Consider the following 13,529-nt stretch of genomic DNA (forward strand, 5'->3'; position numbering starts at 1 on the left):
GACTTAGGGCTAGTTTTCTTAACATGAAGTATCACCTGTTAACTGGCGCCACGGGCTTGCTCGGCCGCTATTTGATTCGCGATTTGACCCTGGCGGATATTCCGCTGGCGGTCGTAGTGCGCGGCTCGCGCTTTGAGTCGGCCGCCCAGCGAATTGAAACGGCCATGGCCTATTGGGAGACGGAACTGGGACGCGCACTCGTCCGCCCCGTCGTCCTGGAAGGCGACATTGCCAAACCCGGCCTAGGCATGTCGCAAGCTGATCAGGCCTGGGTGGCGCAAAACTGCGAAGCGGTCGTGCACTCGGCGGCGTCGCTTACCTTTTACGCCGACGAAGAAGATGGCGAACCGTGGCGGAGCAACATCCAGGGGACGCGCAACGTCCTGGGACTGTGCCGCGATGCCGGGATTCGCCAACTGCATCACGTTTCGACCGCCTACGTCTGCGGCCGTCGCCGCGATGTGATTCGTGAAGAAGAAGTCGACGTCGGTCAAGAGCCGAGCAACGACTACGAATCGAGCAAGTTGACGGCCGAGAAAGAAGTTCGCGCCGCTGATTTCCTCGACGTGCTCACGATGCATCGTCCTTCGATCATCGTCGGCGACGCCGAAACCGGATTCACCGTCTCGTACCACGGGTTCTATACGCCGCTGCGACTGGTTCACGCCTTGGTGACCTCGCTGCCGTGGGACCTGTTCGTGCAGTGCGACCTGCTGGGCGCGCTTAAACTGGATGGCTCGGAACGGAAGAACCTGGTTCCGGTCGATTGGGTTTCGGCGGCAATGACCGAAGTCATTCGGAAACCGGAATTGCACGGTCAAACCTACCACTTTACCAACCCGAATCCGGCGACGGTGGCCGATATGCTGGGGTCGCTCGCTTCGATGGTGATGGCTTTGGCCAAGCCGGGTAAAGAGGCGTCCGAAGCGGCGAAGAACATTTCGATCGACGACGTCGCCGCGAATTTTCGCGAACAGATGTGGGTCTACCAGTCGTATTGGAGCGATGACCCGTCGTTCGATTCGACCCATACCGAGCAGGCGCTTCCTTACCTGCCCTGCCCTCCGGTCGACGACGCGATGATGGATCGCCTGGTCGCGTTCGCCTTAGAGAAGAACTTCGGCTGGCCCCGCGAGGCTTCGGCAAAAATTAAATATCCGGTCGCCCAAGATTTGGAACCTTGGCTCGACAGCGCCAAGCGGCTAGAAGGCGACTCCGCGGATCGACGGTACGTTAGTCTGCAGATCTGCGGCAGCGGCGGCGGCCAGTGGCACATGATCGTTGATCATGGTCGCGTGGTTGGCGTTGGGGCCGGTCTGCAAGACGGCGACAGCCCGACCTGCTATTTGAACAGCGATACTTTTACGCGACTGACGCGTGGAGAACTCTCCTGGGAATCGGCTTTGCAGTCAGGTCGTCTCGTGACGACAGGAAATGCGGCAAGTTCCGATCAGCTCGCTCGTTGTTTTCACGATCTTGCCTCTTTGACCTGCTCCGACACCACTAACAACTGCGCCAACTGAAAGACACACAGCAATGAACGGGGGTAACGCCATGACGGGAATGATTTCCAAAACGGATTCGAGCGGAGCGGCGATAAGTGCGAAAACGCTGGAACGCGGCCGAAAAAGCATCGCCGGCGGCGATAGCAGCACGATGCGGGTTCTGCCGTATCACATTCCGCTGGTCGCCGACCGCGGCGAAGGCTGCCGCCTTTGGGACGTCGACGGCAACGAATACATCGACTTGAACATGGCGTACGGGCCGCTGCTGTTGGGCCATCGTCCCAAGCAAGTCATCGAAGCGGTGTATCGTCAGATCTCGGAACAAGGGAGCCAGCTTGGCTTTCCGACCGAAGTGACGATTCGCGTCGCCGAGAAGCTGAAGATGCTGTTCCCCAGCATTGAACTTCTCCGATTCGCCAACTCGGGCACCGAAGCGTGCGCCTCGGCGATTCGCCTGGCTCGCACCTACACCGGTCGCCGCAAGCTGATCATGTTTGAAGGTCACTACCACGGCTGGAGCGAAGCGGTCTTCACCAAGTACCACGCTCCGCTCGACATGCTGCCGGAATGTGGGTACGGCCCGGCCATCCCGGGCACCAGCGGCATGACCGACGCCCTGGACGACGTGATCACGGTTCAGTGGAACGATCTCGACGCCCTGGAACGTTGCTTGGGAGAGCATGGCGCCGACGCCGCGGCGGTCATCATGGAGCCGATCTCGGGTAACGCCGGTTTGATCATGCCCCGTGAAGGCTACTTGCAGTCGGTTCGCGAGATGATCCATGACCGCGGCGGTTTGTTGATTTTTGACGAAGTGATCACCGGTATGCGAGTTTCGCCGGGCGGCGCCCAAGAGCACTACATGGTCTCGCCCGACATCTCGGTCGTCTCGAAGGCGATGGGTGGCGGTTACCCGGTTGGTTCGTTCGGCGCCTCGGCCGAAATCATGAGCTGCATCACCGATGGCCCGCTGTTCCACGGCGGCGTGTTCTCGGGCAATGCGATCGTGATGTCGGCGGCGGAAGCGGTTCTCGATACGGTCCTGGCCGACAAAGAGAACATCTACGCTCACCTGCACGCCGTTGCCGATCAATTGGCCGGCGGCATCAGAGAGATCTACACGCGGCTCAACATTCCGGCCCACGTCAATCACCTTGGCCCGTTGCTGGCCGGTCTGATTACGAAGGAAGAGGTCGAAGGGCTGTACAACTATCGCGACGTTCGCCGTCACTGCGACTTCGAGCGTTACATTCAGTTCCAGCACCACATGCAGCGTGCCGGCGTTTACTTTCATCCGAATGAATTTGAACCGATGTTCCTGTCCACCGCGCACACGTCGGCCGACATCGACGAAGTGCTGGAAAAATGGGAAGATGGAGCCCGCCAGTGTCTGGTCCGGTAATTTCCGATTCGATTTGGAGCGCCTCGCCCATCCTGGATGCTGTCGAGAACTATCGCGGCAGCATCGTTGACCTGGATGCGGGGCGCGTCATTTCGGCGGAGGAGTTCGCCCGCGCTCGAGAAGCGATCATGCGCACGTTTCGCCAGCAGGGCTTAGCTGCTGGCGATCGCGTTTTGGTAACGATCGGAAATGGCCCGCTGTTTCCGGCGGTGCTGGCGGCGCTGCTCACGTGCGAAGCCTCGCCGCTGCTAGTGCATGTCATGACGCCGTCAGCCGAACTGGCCCGCTACTCAAAGCGGTTTGGCGTGAAATGGCTGGTTGGTTTTGGCGGCGATACGCAAGTCGCGTCGGTCTTGAAGTCGGCGGCGCAGCTCGAGCCGCTCGCCGGTTGGAATTTGCTGTGGGGCGCCTTTCCCGAGCCAAGCGTCGTCCCCGGCCCCGAACTGAAAGGCGTGCCGCTTCATCCGACTTCCGGTTCGACCGGTTTGCCGAAGATCGCGCTACGGCCTGGCTTTGCGGCGATGGAAGAAGCGCGGCACTACGCAGAGACGATGGCGATTTGCGAAGACGACTGTCTGTTCGCCATTCCGCCGATGAGCCACGCTTACGGCTATGGCCTGACGGTGATGACGCCGCTTCTCTCGGGCGCCAGCGTCGTGACGACCGCCAACTTCAGCATCAAGAAGTTGGGAGAAGTCTTGCGCGACTATCCGGTGACGGTCTTGCCGATGGTACCGGCGCATATCGACATGCTTCTGTTTGGCGGTGCGATCGACTTTGGTCGGCTCCGTTGGCTATTGACGGCGGGCTCGATGATGCCGCGTCGTTCGGCGGTGCAGTTCCGCAAGAAGACGGGCGTCACCGTTTGTCCTCTCTACGGCACAACCGAAACTGGCGGCATTTCCGTCGCCACGACCGCCGATGGCGAAGATGTCGATGGCCGCGTCGGTCCGCCGATGAACGGAGTGAAGGTCTGCGTGCGACCTCCGGCAGATGCCGAAGCGCAAGGTCTGGAATCGGGCGTCGGCAAAGTCCACATCCAAAACAGCTCGATGATGGCCGGCTACCTGGATGACCAAGGCGCCATATTGCATCCGTGGGATGCCGACGGATGGTTCGAAACCGGCGACCTGGGCAAAATCGCATCGGACGGCGTGATTCATCTGCGCGGTCGAACCGGCGAGATGATCAATGTCCTGGGGTTGAAGGTCGTGCCGTGCGAGGTTGAAGAAACGATCGCCGCAATGCCGGGCGTTCGTGAGGTAAAAGTATACGGAAGTCGCCTGGCGTCGCAGGCCGAGATCGTCAAAGCGGCGATCGCCGTCGACCCCGGAGTTGATGAACTGTCGATTCGGGCTTACTGCGAAGAGCATCTGGTCTACTACAAGCGTCCGCAGGCGATCGCCCTGGTCGACGCGTTGCCTCGTTCGCCGGCCGGCAAGATCGTTCGCGATCAACTTCCTTAGTCCTTCCGCCCTGCTGTAGGGAGATCGCCGATGTCGCAAGTCGCAGACGTTCCCAAATCGGACTACGCCGCCGCGATAAGCAAGGTCTTTCCTCTGCCGCTGTCGCCGGTAGAGAAGTTCATGTTCGCCGATACGCGTCCGCAGTATCCGATGATTTGCGACGCCGAGGCCCGCTTTCAAGGCACGGTAGAACGTGGCCCGTTTGAGGAAGGGCTGAACTTTGCGCTAGAGCGAGCGCCGATGTTTCGCAGCGTCATCGAGAACGACAAGAAGCGGGGCCTAGTTTGGCAACTGTGCGATCGTCGGCCCGAAGTCGATTGGGGCGAATATGGCGAGCCGTACATCGACGGTTACGATCAGGTGATCGATCTGACCAAAGATGTCGGCCTGCGCGTTTTTGTCCGTAGCGGCAGTGACCGATCGACGGTGATGTTTCACTTTCATCATGCCTGTGCCGATGGTGTGGGAAGCTTTGCTTTCATTGAAGACTTCTTGACGGGGTACAACAACGCGACTCCCGGAGCCAAGCCGGCGACGCCGCGCAAGTTGGAGCCCGAGCGTCTGCTGGATCGCTGCAACTCGGCGCTGGAGAATCCGAGCGTCTGGAAGGGACTTTGCGACGTCGGCAGCGGCATCGCTTCGGCGTTTCGCTTCTTCGCCGATCGGCCGTTGCCGCTCACCAGCGGTCTGCCGCTAGCGGAGCCAGGCGCCGAGCGCAAGCAACGCGGTCCGGTTTCGGTTGCGCTCTCCAACGAAACGACCGTGGCGCTACGACGATTTTCGACCGAAACGAAGGTGACGCTCAACGACTTGCTCCTGCGCGACTTGTTCTTAGCGCTCAATGAGCAGATCGAAACGCAAGGATTTCCGATCAAACGTCGTCAATTGCGGGTACTCATGCCGCAAAACCTACGTGGTCGCGGCGACAAGGCGATGCCGACGACCAACGACATTGGTTTCGCGTTTTTGACGCGGCGCGGCGACTTCTGTCAGAAACCAGACGAGTTGCTGAAGTCGCTGGCTTGGGAGACGAACGCCATTCGCGGTGATCGCTTGTCGCGGTATTTCATTGGCGGGCTAGCCGGTATCCAGGCGGTCGGCGCTCATCCGTGGATCGTCAATGGTCGTTTCTGTTTCGCGACGGCGGTGCTGACCAACTTGGGCAATTCATGGCGGCGATTCGCCACCAAGCTACCAGTGGCCAACGGCGGTCTGGTCGCGGGCAATCTGGTGTACGATTCGTTGATTGGCATGCCGCCGGTTCGACCCCGCACGGCCGCCGCCTTCAGCGTTACGACCACCGCCGAGCAGATAATTTTGTCGCTAAAACAGGACCAATTTCAATTTACCCGACAAGAATCGACTGACGCATTGAACTCCTTTGCAAGCAAGGTGGCTGAAACGGTCGAACTGGCTCGATAGGCGCAAAGAAGTTCACTGTCGTTTGTGCACGATGTGTGGCTATGCTAGATTGAACGTACGGATGCCGTTCCCACCTAGAAAAAGCCCACCTCATGAATCTCAATTTGGCGTTGAAGGTCTTGTGTTGCGCGCTCTCCATCTGCGGCGCACAGGCGATCAGCGAGGCGAGTATCGAAGCTGCCGAACCTGCGGCGAAGATCGATTTTGCTCATCAGATCGTGCCGATTTTGCGCAAGCATTGCACCGCGTGCCACTCTGGCGCCAAGGCCGAGGGAGGTTTTTCGATCAACGATCGCAAGGCGTTTCTCGATAACGCCATGGCGATCCCTGGCGATGTCGAAGGCTCTTATTTCCTCGATCTGATCCAGTCGGACGATCCCGACATGCAAATGCCGCCCAAGGATCGCCCGCGTCTTTCCCCAGACGAAGTCGCCCTGCTCCAGCGCTGGGTAACGTCGGACATGCCTTGGGAACCGGGGTTTACCTTTGGGGATAAGTTCTACGAGCCGCCGCTATTGCCGCGTCGTCCCGAACTTCCTCCGGTTGTTGACGGTCGTGAGAATCCGATCGATCGGATCATCGACGCTTATCTCGCCGATCAGCAAATCGCCCGTCCAGGCCCGATCACAGACGAGCAGTTTCTGCGGCGCGTCACGCTCGACCTGGTCGGCTTGCCTCCGACCGTTGACCAGCTGCAGGCCTTCCTGGCCGACGACTCGCCGCAAAAGCGAGAGGACGTGATCGACGCGCTGTTGGCTCGCGACATCGACTACGCTGATCATTGGCTCAGTTTTTGGAATGATCTGCTGCGGAATGACTACGACGGTACCGGCTTTATCACCGGCGGCCGTTCGCAGATCACCACTTGGTTGTACGACGCCCTGCGGCAGAACAAACCGTACGATCAGCTGACCCGCGAGCTGATCGCTCCGCCGACGTCGGCCAGTCGCGGATTTATCGATGGCATCAAATGGCGGGGCGAAGTTAGCGCCGGGCAAACGACCGCGATTCAGTTTTCGCAAAACGTTTCGCAGTCGCTGTTGGGCATCAACATGAAGTGCGCCTCGTGCCACAACAGTTTTGTCGACAACTGGAAGCTTGCCGACGCGTATGGGTTGGCGGCCGTCTACGCCGACAAACCGATCGAACTGCACCGCTGCGACAAGCCGACTGGCGAGATCGCCAAAGCGGCCTGGTTGTTTCCCGAACTGGGGACCATTGATCCCGAAGCGGCTCAGCCCGAACGCTTGAAGCAATTGGCGGCGCTGATGACGGCGCCAGAAAATGGGCGATTCTCCCGCACGATCGCCAATCGACTCTGGCAACGACTGATGGGCCGCGGCGTGGTCCATCCGCTCGACTCGATGCAGTCGCGGCCTTGGAACGAAGACTTGCTCGACCAGCTGGCGGTTTCGCTGACCGATGAAGGCTATGACTTAAAGCAACTGATGCGTCTGATCGCCACCAGCCGAGCGTATCAATCGCAGACCGAAGTGCTGGCGGATGGCTCCAGCGATGGAGAATACGTCTATCGCGGTCCGCAGGCCAAACGGCTGACGGCGGAGCAATTTGTCGACTCGGTCTGGCGACTTTCCGGCGCTGCGCCTCGCATCGCCGACGCGAAGGTGGATCGAGTTAAGGGCGACGCCGGCAAGGCGACCGAAGTGAAGCTGATTGCGAACTGGATATGGAGCAGTTCTGCCGCCGGCGGCAAGTCGCCGCCAGCCGGCGAGACCATCGCTTTGGTCAAAACGATCGAGCTTGACGACCAGCCAACATCGGCGATCGCGGCGATCACCTGCGATAACGAGTTCCAGCTCTGGATCAATCGCCAGGAAGTGGCGTCGAGCGGCGATTGGACCGAGGTGCAGTCGGTTGAGCTGAATCCCTATCTGAGAAAAGGGGCGAATGAGCTGGTGGTGATCGGCAAGAATGCCGGCAGCGGACCCAACCCGGCGGGACTCTACTTCCAGGCCAAGATCGATCTTCCCGGTGAGAAATCGACGACAATCGCCTCGGACGCGACATGGACTTGGACCGCGGCGCCCAAGTCGAACGTTCTCAAGAAGCAGCCGCTCGCCGAATGGGCCGAAGCGGCCCAGCCGGTTGTTGTGGCGCCGGCGCTCGACGCGTGGACGAGCGGCGTTGAGAATGGCGCCATGGCGGCGCTCGCGGGCGAAACCCCTATGGTGCGGGCCGCGCTGGTGAAGGGGGACTTCCTGATGCGATCGCTTGGCAGACCGAATCGCGATCAGGTCGTTTCGACCCGGCCCAACGAGCTGACCACGCTCGAGGCGATCAGTCTGGCCAATGGGCCCGAGCTGGACAACGCGCTCGCGCAGGCAGCGCAGCAACTCTTGAAACGCGACTGGGCGAACTCGGCCGAGCTGGTCGATCATGTCTACATGTCGCTTCTGTCTCGACACGCGTCGCAGCAGGAGCAAACGATTTTGGCCGAGGCGATCGGCGAGCAACCTGACCCGCAGAGCGTACAGGACATGCTTTGGACGGTGTTGATGCTTCCCGAATTTATGATCATTCGTTAACTGGCGAGCGAGAACCATGGCTGAGAAACGAGACGAAACGATGGGACAGGATCGCCGGGCCATTCGCCGCGACTTTTTGAAGAAGCTGGCGGCCGCTAGCGCCGCCGCCTGGATGACGGGCGCACCGCAGATGGTTTCGGCGTCGGAGGAGCATGCGGTCGAGCAACCGCCGGCGAAAGCGGACGCCTGCATCTTGCTATGGTTGGCCGGAGGCATGGCGGCGCCGGAGACGTTCGACCCCAAACGGTATACGCCGTACGAAACGGGGATGTCGGTCGACAGCATGCTCAGCACATTCCCGGCGATCGACACCAGCGTCGATGGTCTGCAGATTTGTGCCGGACTTGAGAATATCGCCCAAGTGATGGACCGCGGAACGCTGATCCGCTCGGCGGTACAGCCCGACCTGGGCAGCATCTTGCACTCGCGGCATCAATATCATTGGCACACCGGTTACGTTCCGCCGCAAACGGTCGCCTGTCCGCATATTGGCGCCTGGATGGCGAAAGTGTTGGGACCGAATAACCCGGTGATGCCCCCCTTCGTCAACATCGGTCAGCGGCTGGAAGGCGTGGGAGAAAAGGAAGAGCTGAAGGCGTTTACGACCGCCGGGTTCTTCGGCAGTGAGTTCGGTCCAATGAACTTGCCCTTCCCCGAGGAAGCCGCCGCTGCGGTTCGTCCGCCCAAAGGGATGAACGCCAATCGTTTCGCTGATCGCAATAAGCTGTTCCGCAAGTTGGTCGATCAAACTCCGCAGCGCGACTACATGAGCGACTACCAACAAGAGTCGATGTTGCGATCGCTCGACAACGCCTATCGCTTGCTTAGCTCGAAAGATCGCAGCGCGTTTGACTTGTCGCTCGAACCGAAAGAATCGTACGCCAAGTACGATACCAGCCGCTTTGGCCGCGGCTGTTTGCTGGCGCGGCGCTTGGTTGAAGCGGGCGCCCGGTTTGTCGAAGTAACGACGGAGTACGTTCCGTTTCTGCATTGGGACACCCACGCCAATGGTCACGATACCGTTGCCCGCATGCATACGGAGATCGATCGGCCAATCGCCCAATTGGTGCTCGATCTGGAAGAGCGAGGATTGCTCGATCGCACGCTGGTGATCGTCGCGTCCGAATTCAGCCGCGACGCGATCGTCGAAGGAAAGCCGGGTTCTATTGCCAACGATCAGGCGACCTTCAAGGTCGACAAAGTAACCGAATCGAAGCACTACGGGCTGCATCGCCACTTCACCGGCGGCACCAGCGTGGCGATGTTCGGCGGGGGCGTGAAGAAAGGTTTCGTCTATGGCGAAACGGCGGATGAACGTCCGCTGATCGCGACCAAGAATCCGGTCAGCGTAATGGACATGCACGCCACGATCATGGCCGCGATGGGGATCAGCCCGCGTACCGGATTCACGATCGAAGAACGCCCCTTCTATGTGACGCAGGATGGCAAAGGAAAAGCGGTGACCGAGCTATTCGTCTAACAGGCCGTTGATTTTCTCAACGGGCTGCTGGATCGCACGGATGCGATCCCAAAATAACGACGTAAGTCGTTATTTTGCGAGCCGCGAAGAGCTATGCTCTGAGCCTGGCGAGGTTGAAAAATGCCACGATGGCATTTTTCAACAGGCAACTAAAGTCGATTGCTCTATGACGATGTCGAAATGGGCGCCAGGTGCGACCATTGGAAGAAGCCGATTTCCTCGAGATGCGAACGCAACTGCTCAATGGCTTCCGGCATTAACGAACGAATCGGCAGCCGGCTTGGGCCACAGTCTTGCCCGATCATCGCCATGATCGCCTTTTGGGCGGCCCGCGGACCAAACGGCACGAACGCTCGCACCAATTGCTGCGAGCGCGATTGCCACAGTCGGGCTTCGTCCGTCTGGTCTTGCTCGAAGGCTTGCATCAAATGGTGATAGACGGCCGGTGCAAAGTTGTAGGTGCTGCCGACCGCGGAGGTTCCACCGGCGGTTAGGCCGGAGAGTAGCATCTCATCCAGGCCCCACAGCACCTCGTACTCATCTCCCGCCGATTCGATGCAGGCCTGGTAGTCTTGCACTGCCGGGGAGGTGAACTTGATGCCGCGGAGCGTGGCGATTCGTTGCTTGGCCGCTTCGAGAAACGCGAGCGGCGAATGTGCCAATCCGGTCGCCCCAGGAATGTGATAGTAGTAGAACGGCAAGTTCGGCGCGGCGCTGGCGATTTGCGCCATCGAGTCGACCAGCGACTCGACCGTGTCTGGTTTGAAATAGACGGGACTGACGGCCGAGACCGCGTCGGCGCCAATCTGTTGGGCGTGGGCCGCTAGATCGGCGGCGGCGGCCAAACTCTCGCAGCCCACTTGGACGATCACGGGGATTCGTCCCTGCGTGGCGGCGACGAATGCTGCGGCGACCTGCTTCCGCTGGTCTGTGGTCAGCGAAACGCCTTCTCCCGTACTCCCCAAGACGTACAGCCCGCGAATCTGCTGTTCGATCAGATAGTCGACCATCGGCGGGATGCGCGCGATATTGATGGCGCCATCGTGCTGAAATGGAGTAAACGTCGCCGCGACGAGACCAGTTAATCGACCGTAGTTCGGTTGAATCACGTGCTCGAACCCCGTTTCATATTCGAGACAAAAGGAAGGGAAGCGGCGGCGAGCTACTTAGGACCGTCCGCTTGTGCAGTGAGCCAATCGAGATCGAAGCGCGCGAAGACCACTTCTTTGTAACCATTCCGCTCGTAGAGGCAACCAATTTCGCCGTTGGGCAGAACCGTCAGCGACGAGTAGGCGCTGCTGCCGTCAAACAGGCGACGGGCAACTGGCCAAGTTTTGCAGTCGTCAAAACTGGCGCGGACCGTCATCGCCGATCGTCCCTTGGGGTTGGCCGGATTGGAGAACAGGACGACGCCCGGCTGATCGCCGACAGGCCAGCGATAGCGATGGACGCTTGCCTGGCAAATCGGTTCAATCAGCGCCGGGTCAAACTTCTGATCGGTCCAAGTCTGGCCGCCATCTTCACTGACGCACACCTGGCGGGCCGTCTGCTTGCGATCGTAATTTCGCATGTTCAGCAGCAGCTTGCCGCCGGTTAGTTCGACCACTTCGCATTCGTTGACCTTGTAGTTGGGCGCGGATCCGCCCAATTTCCACGTTTGACCATGATCGTCGGAGATAATGACGTGCGAACCGAATTTCAGCTTACCGCCGGTCAGCCATTTGTGATCGCACGGAATCACCAGGCGGCCGGCGTGTGGGCCATGTTCGATTTGGATGCCGCTGCCGGGGCCGGTAGCGTACCAGGTCCATTCTTTGTCTTTGACGTCGGTGGTGATCTCGGTCGGCTTAGTCCAGGTCTTACCATGGTCGTCAGACGAAGCGACGAAGACGCGACGGGAGTCTTTCCCAAAGCCGGCCTGAATTTTCCCTTCCGGCGTCTTGCCGGAGTTCCAGGTCAACAACAGCCAGATCTTGCCGGTCGATTGATCGACCACTGGGCAAGGATTGCCGCAGACGTTCTCTTTGTCGTCCCAGATAACCTCGATATCGCTCCAGGTAGCGCCATTGTCGTGCGAGCGGCGGAGCACCAGGTCGATGTCGCCGGTGTCATGCATGCTGTGTTTCCGCGCTTCGTTAAACGCCAGCAGCGTTCCGTCCTGCGCCGTGATGATGGAGGGAATGCGATAGGTGTCATAGCCATTTTGGCCCGATTGGTAGACAACCGTTTCCTGCAGCTCGCCAGCTTGGGCGACGCCGACTGTGACCATTGCCGAAAGGGCGAACAAAGCGGCGACGAATAAGCGTTTCATGGGGGGCCTCGTGCGGAAGCGGAAAGGGATACGGGGAAGGCAAAATGGCGGGAGCGCTGGCTGAGAAGCGGGGCGATCAAAAATCAGCGACGAAGATCGCCATTCTCATGATACTGTAGCAAGAATTGCTTAACATGCGCATGTTGCCGAAAAGTTTTGTCGATTTCACTACTTAATCGATTAAGATAGAGGAATTGATATCACCTGCCATCTTGCCAAGGCGCTCATGAATAGGAACACCACGACTCAGCGACAGCGCCTCCCCGGCAGCGGATCTCACGTGCTGCTCGCACTTGGCTGGTACTACTCCGAAATTCACCGGGGTGTGGCGCGGTTTGCGCGCGATCATCAGTGGCATGTGACCTTCGACTTCGATGATCCGGTTCCGCGTCATTGGGATGGAGACGGCGTCATCACGCTGCTGGGGGCGCGTCAGCAGCTTTGGCGGTCGTTGCAAGAGCTGGAGGTGCCGACGGTCGATCTCGCCGAGAGTCGCCCCGACATACGTCTGCCCCGCGTGACGATGGATAATGCGAAGATCGGCGCGATGGCGGCTCAGCATTTTCTTGATCGCGGATTCCGACATTTCGCGTACGTTCATCGATGGGAACTAGGGGTTAGCCAGCGCCGTGGTGACGCGTTCGCCGCAGAGCTCGCGAAATTTGATCTCGGCTGCCAGATTCTCTCATGGCAAAAGGAACAAGGAGACGCCGTCGATACGCGACAAGAGCGACATCGATGGATCGCGAAGCGGTTGGCCGAGTTGCCCCGTCCCCTCGCGGTGTTTGTAGCCCGCGATGTCGAAGCGATCGAGATGATCGAGGCGGCGATGGCGATCGGCGCGTCGATCCCCGATGAAGTCTCGATTCTCGGAGTCGACAACAACGAGACGATCTGCGACTGTCTGCAAACGCCGCTCTCGAGTATCGACAACAACCTGGAGCAGGTCGGCTACGAAGGCGCCGCCTTGTTGGCCCGCTTGATCGAGGGCCAGGCGCCGCCGACTGAAACGATCTACATTTCGCCGACCCGCGTCGTCGAACGGCATAGCACCGACAGTATGGCGGTTCCGCACCCCCAAGTCGCCGCCGCATTGCGCTACATGCAGGCCAACGCCCATCTGCCGATCAGCATGGTCGACGTCGTGCGTGAAGTCGCGATGAGTCGGAGCGGCTTGGAGAAGGCGTTTCGTGAGCATTTTGTGCGGGCTCCGATGGAGGAGCTGCGCCGCATTCGACTGTTGCGTGCGCAAAAGATGCTCCAGCAAACCAGCGAGAAAATCGTCAATGTCGCCCGGCAAACTGGCTTTGAAACCTCGCAGCAACTCTGTCGCGTTTTTCGTCAACATCTCGGCATGACGCCCAAAGAATTTCGCTCACAATCGACTGTTTAAATTC

Annotated in this window: 9 protein-coding genes; 7 read left to right on the forward strand and 2 right to left on the reverse strand. The window is 59.6% G+C overall.

The features are described from left to right. Positions 1-23 precede the first annotated feature (23 nt). From Enr8_RS08345 to Enr8_RS08370, 6 genes are all read left to right on the forward strand, one after another. The gene (locus Enr8_RS08345; RefSeq protein WP_146430381.1) at positions 24-1,523 is read left to right on the forward strand and encodes an SDR family oxidoreductase; all 1,500 of its coding nucleotides are present in this window, start codon (positions 24-26) and stop codon (positions 1,521-1,523) included. Between the two features lie 31 nt (positions 1,524-1,554). Then, positions 1,555-2,907, forward strand: a complete 1,353-nt coding sequence (locus tag Enr8_RS08350; protein WP_186767520.1) for an aspartate aminotransferase family protein — start codon at positions 1,555-1,557, stop codon at positions 2,905-2,907. Further along, on the forward strand, positions 2,892-4,373 hold the full coding sequence (locus Enr8_RS08355) for a class I adenylate-forming enzyme family protein (RefSeq protein WP_186767521.1): 1,482 nt from the start codon (positions 2,892-2,894) through the stop codon (positions 4,371-4,373). The genes Enr8_RS08350 and Enr8_RS08355 overlap by 16 nt, the downstream gene beginning before the upstream one ends. A gap of 30 nt (positions 4,374-4,403) precedes the next feature. Next, a complete protein-coding gene (locus Enr8_RS08360; RefSeq protein ID WP_146430387.1) occupies positions 4,404-5,795 on the forward strand; it encodes a hypothetical protein in 1,392 nt (463 codons plus the stop codon). A gap of 92 nt (positions 5,796-5,887) precedes the next feature. Beyond that, positions 5,888-8,341, forward strand: a complete 2,454-nt coding sequence (locus Enr8_RS08365; RefSeq protein ID WP_146430389.1) for a DUF1549 domain-containing protein — start codon at positions 5,888-5,890, stop codon at positions 8,339-8,341. Positions 8,342-8,357: 16 nt separating this feature from the next. Continuing rightward, complete coding sequence (locus Enr8_RS08370) at positions 8,358-9,821, forward strand: DUF1501 domain-containing protein (RefSeq protein WP_146430390.1); 1,464 nt, start codon at positions 8,358-8,360, stop codon at positions 9,819-9,821. A 164-nt stretch (positions 9,822-9,985) separates the two neighbouring features. On the opposite strand, the gene Enr8_RS08375 is transcribed toward Enr8_RS08370, so the two are convergent. Together Enr8_RS08375 and Enr8_RS08380 are read right to left on the reverse strand one after the other, a co-directional pair. After that, complete coding sequence (locus Enr8_RS08375; RefSeq protein ID WP_146430392.1) at positions 9,986-10,930, reverse strand: dihydrodipicolinate synthase family protein; 945 nt, start codon at positions 10,928-10,930, stop codon at positions 9,986-9,988. A 53-nt stretch (positions 10,931-10,983) separates the two neighbouring features. Then, positions 10,984-12,132 (reverse strand): sialidase family protein, encoded by a 1,149-nt coding sequence (locus Enr8_RS08380; protein ID WP_146430394.1) that lies wholly within the window; start codon positions 12,130-12,132, stop codon positions 10,984-10,986. Between the two features lie 226 nt (positions 12,133-12,358). On the opposite strand from Enr8_RS08380, the gene Enr8_RS08385 reads away from it, so the two are divergent. Then, positions 12,359-13,525, forward strand: coding sequence for a XylR family transcriptional regulator (locus Enr8_RS08385; RefSeq protein ID WP_146430395.1), 1,167 nt, complete (start codon positions 12,359-12,361; stop codon positions 13,523-13,525). Positions 13,526-13,529 lie beyond the last annotated feature (4 nt).

The sequence above is a fragment of the Blastopirellula retiformator genome, from assembly GCF_007859755.1.
GTDB lineage: Bacteria > Planctomycetota > Planctomycetia > Pirellulales > Pirellulaceae > Blastopirellula > Blastopirellula retiformator.

Excerpts from the sequence above, each read along its gene's own strand:
- Enr8_RS08370 (WP_146430390.1), top strand. The coding sequence starts at position 8,358 with ATGGCTGAGAAACGAGACGAAACGATGGGACAGGATCGCCGGGCCATT.
- Enr8_RS08360 (WP_146430387.1), top strand. The coding sequence starts at position 4,404 with ATGTCGCAAGTCGCAGACGTTCCCAAATCGGACTACGCCGCCGCGATA.
- Enr8_RS08350 (WP_186767520.1), top strand. The coding sequence starts at position 1,555 with ATGACGGGAATGATTTCCAAAACGGATTCGAGCGGAGCGGCGATAAGT.
- Enr8_RS08385 (WP_146430395.1), top strand. The coding sequence starts at position 12,359 with ATGAATAGGAACACCACGACTCAGCGACAGCGCCTCCCCGGCAGCGGA.
- Enr8_RS08380 (WP_146430394.1), bottom strand. The coding sequence starts at position 12,132 with ATGAAACGCTTATTCGTCGCCGCTTTGTTCGCCCTTTCGGCAATGGTC.
- Enr8_RS08345 (WP_146430381.1), top strand. The coding sequence starts at position 24 with ATGAAGTATCACCTGTTAACTGGCGCCACGGGCTTGCTCGGCCGCTAT.
- Enr8_RS08365 (WP_146430389.1), top strand. The coding sequence starts at position 5,888 with ATGAATCTCAATTTGGCGTTGAAGGTCTTGTGTTGCGCGCTCTCCATC.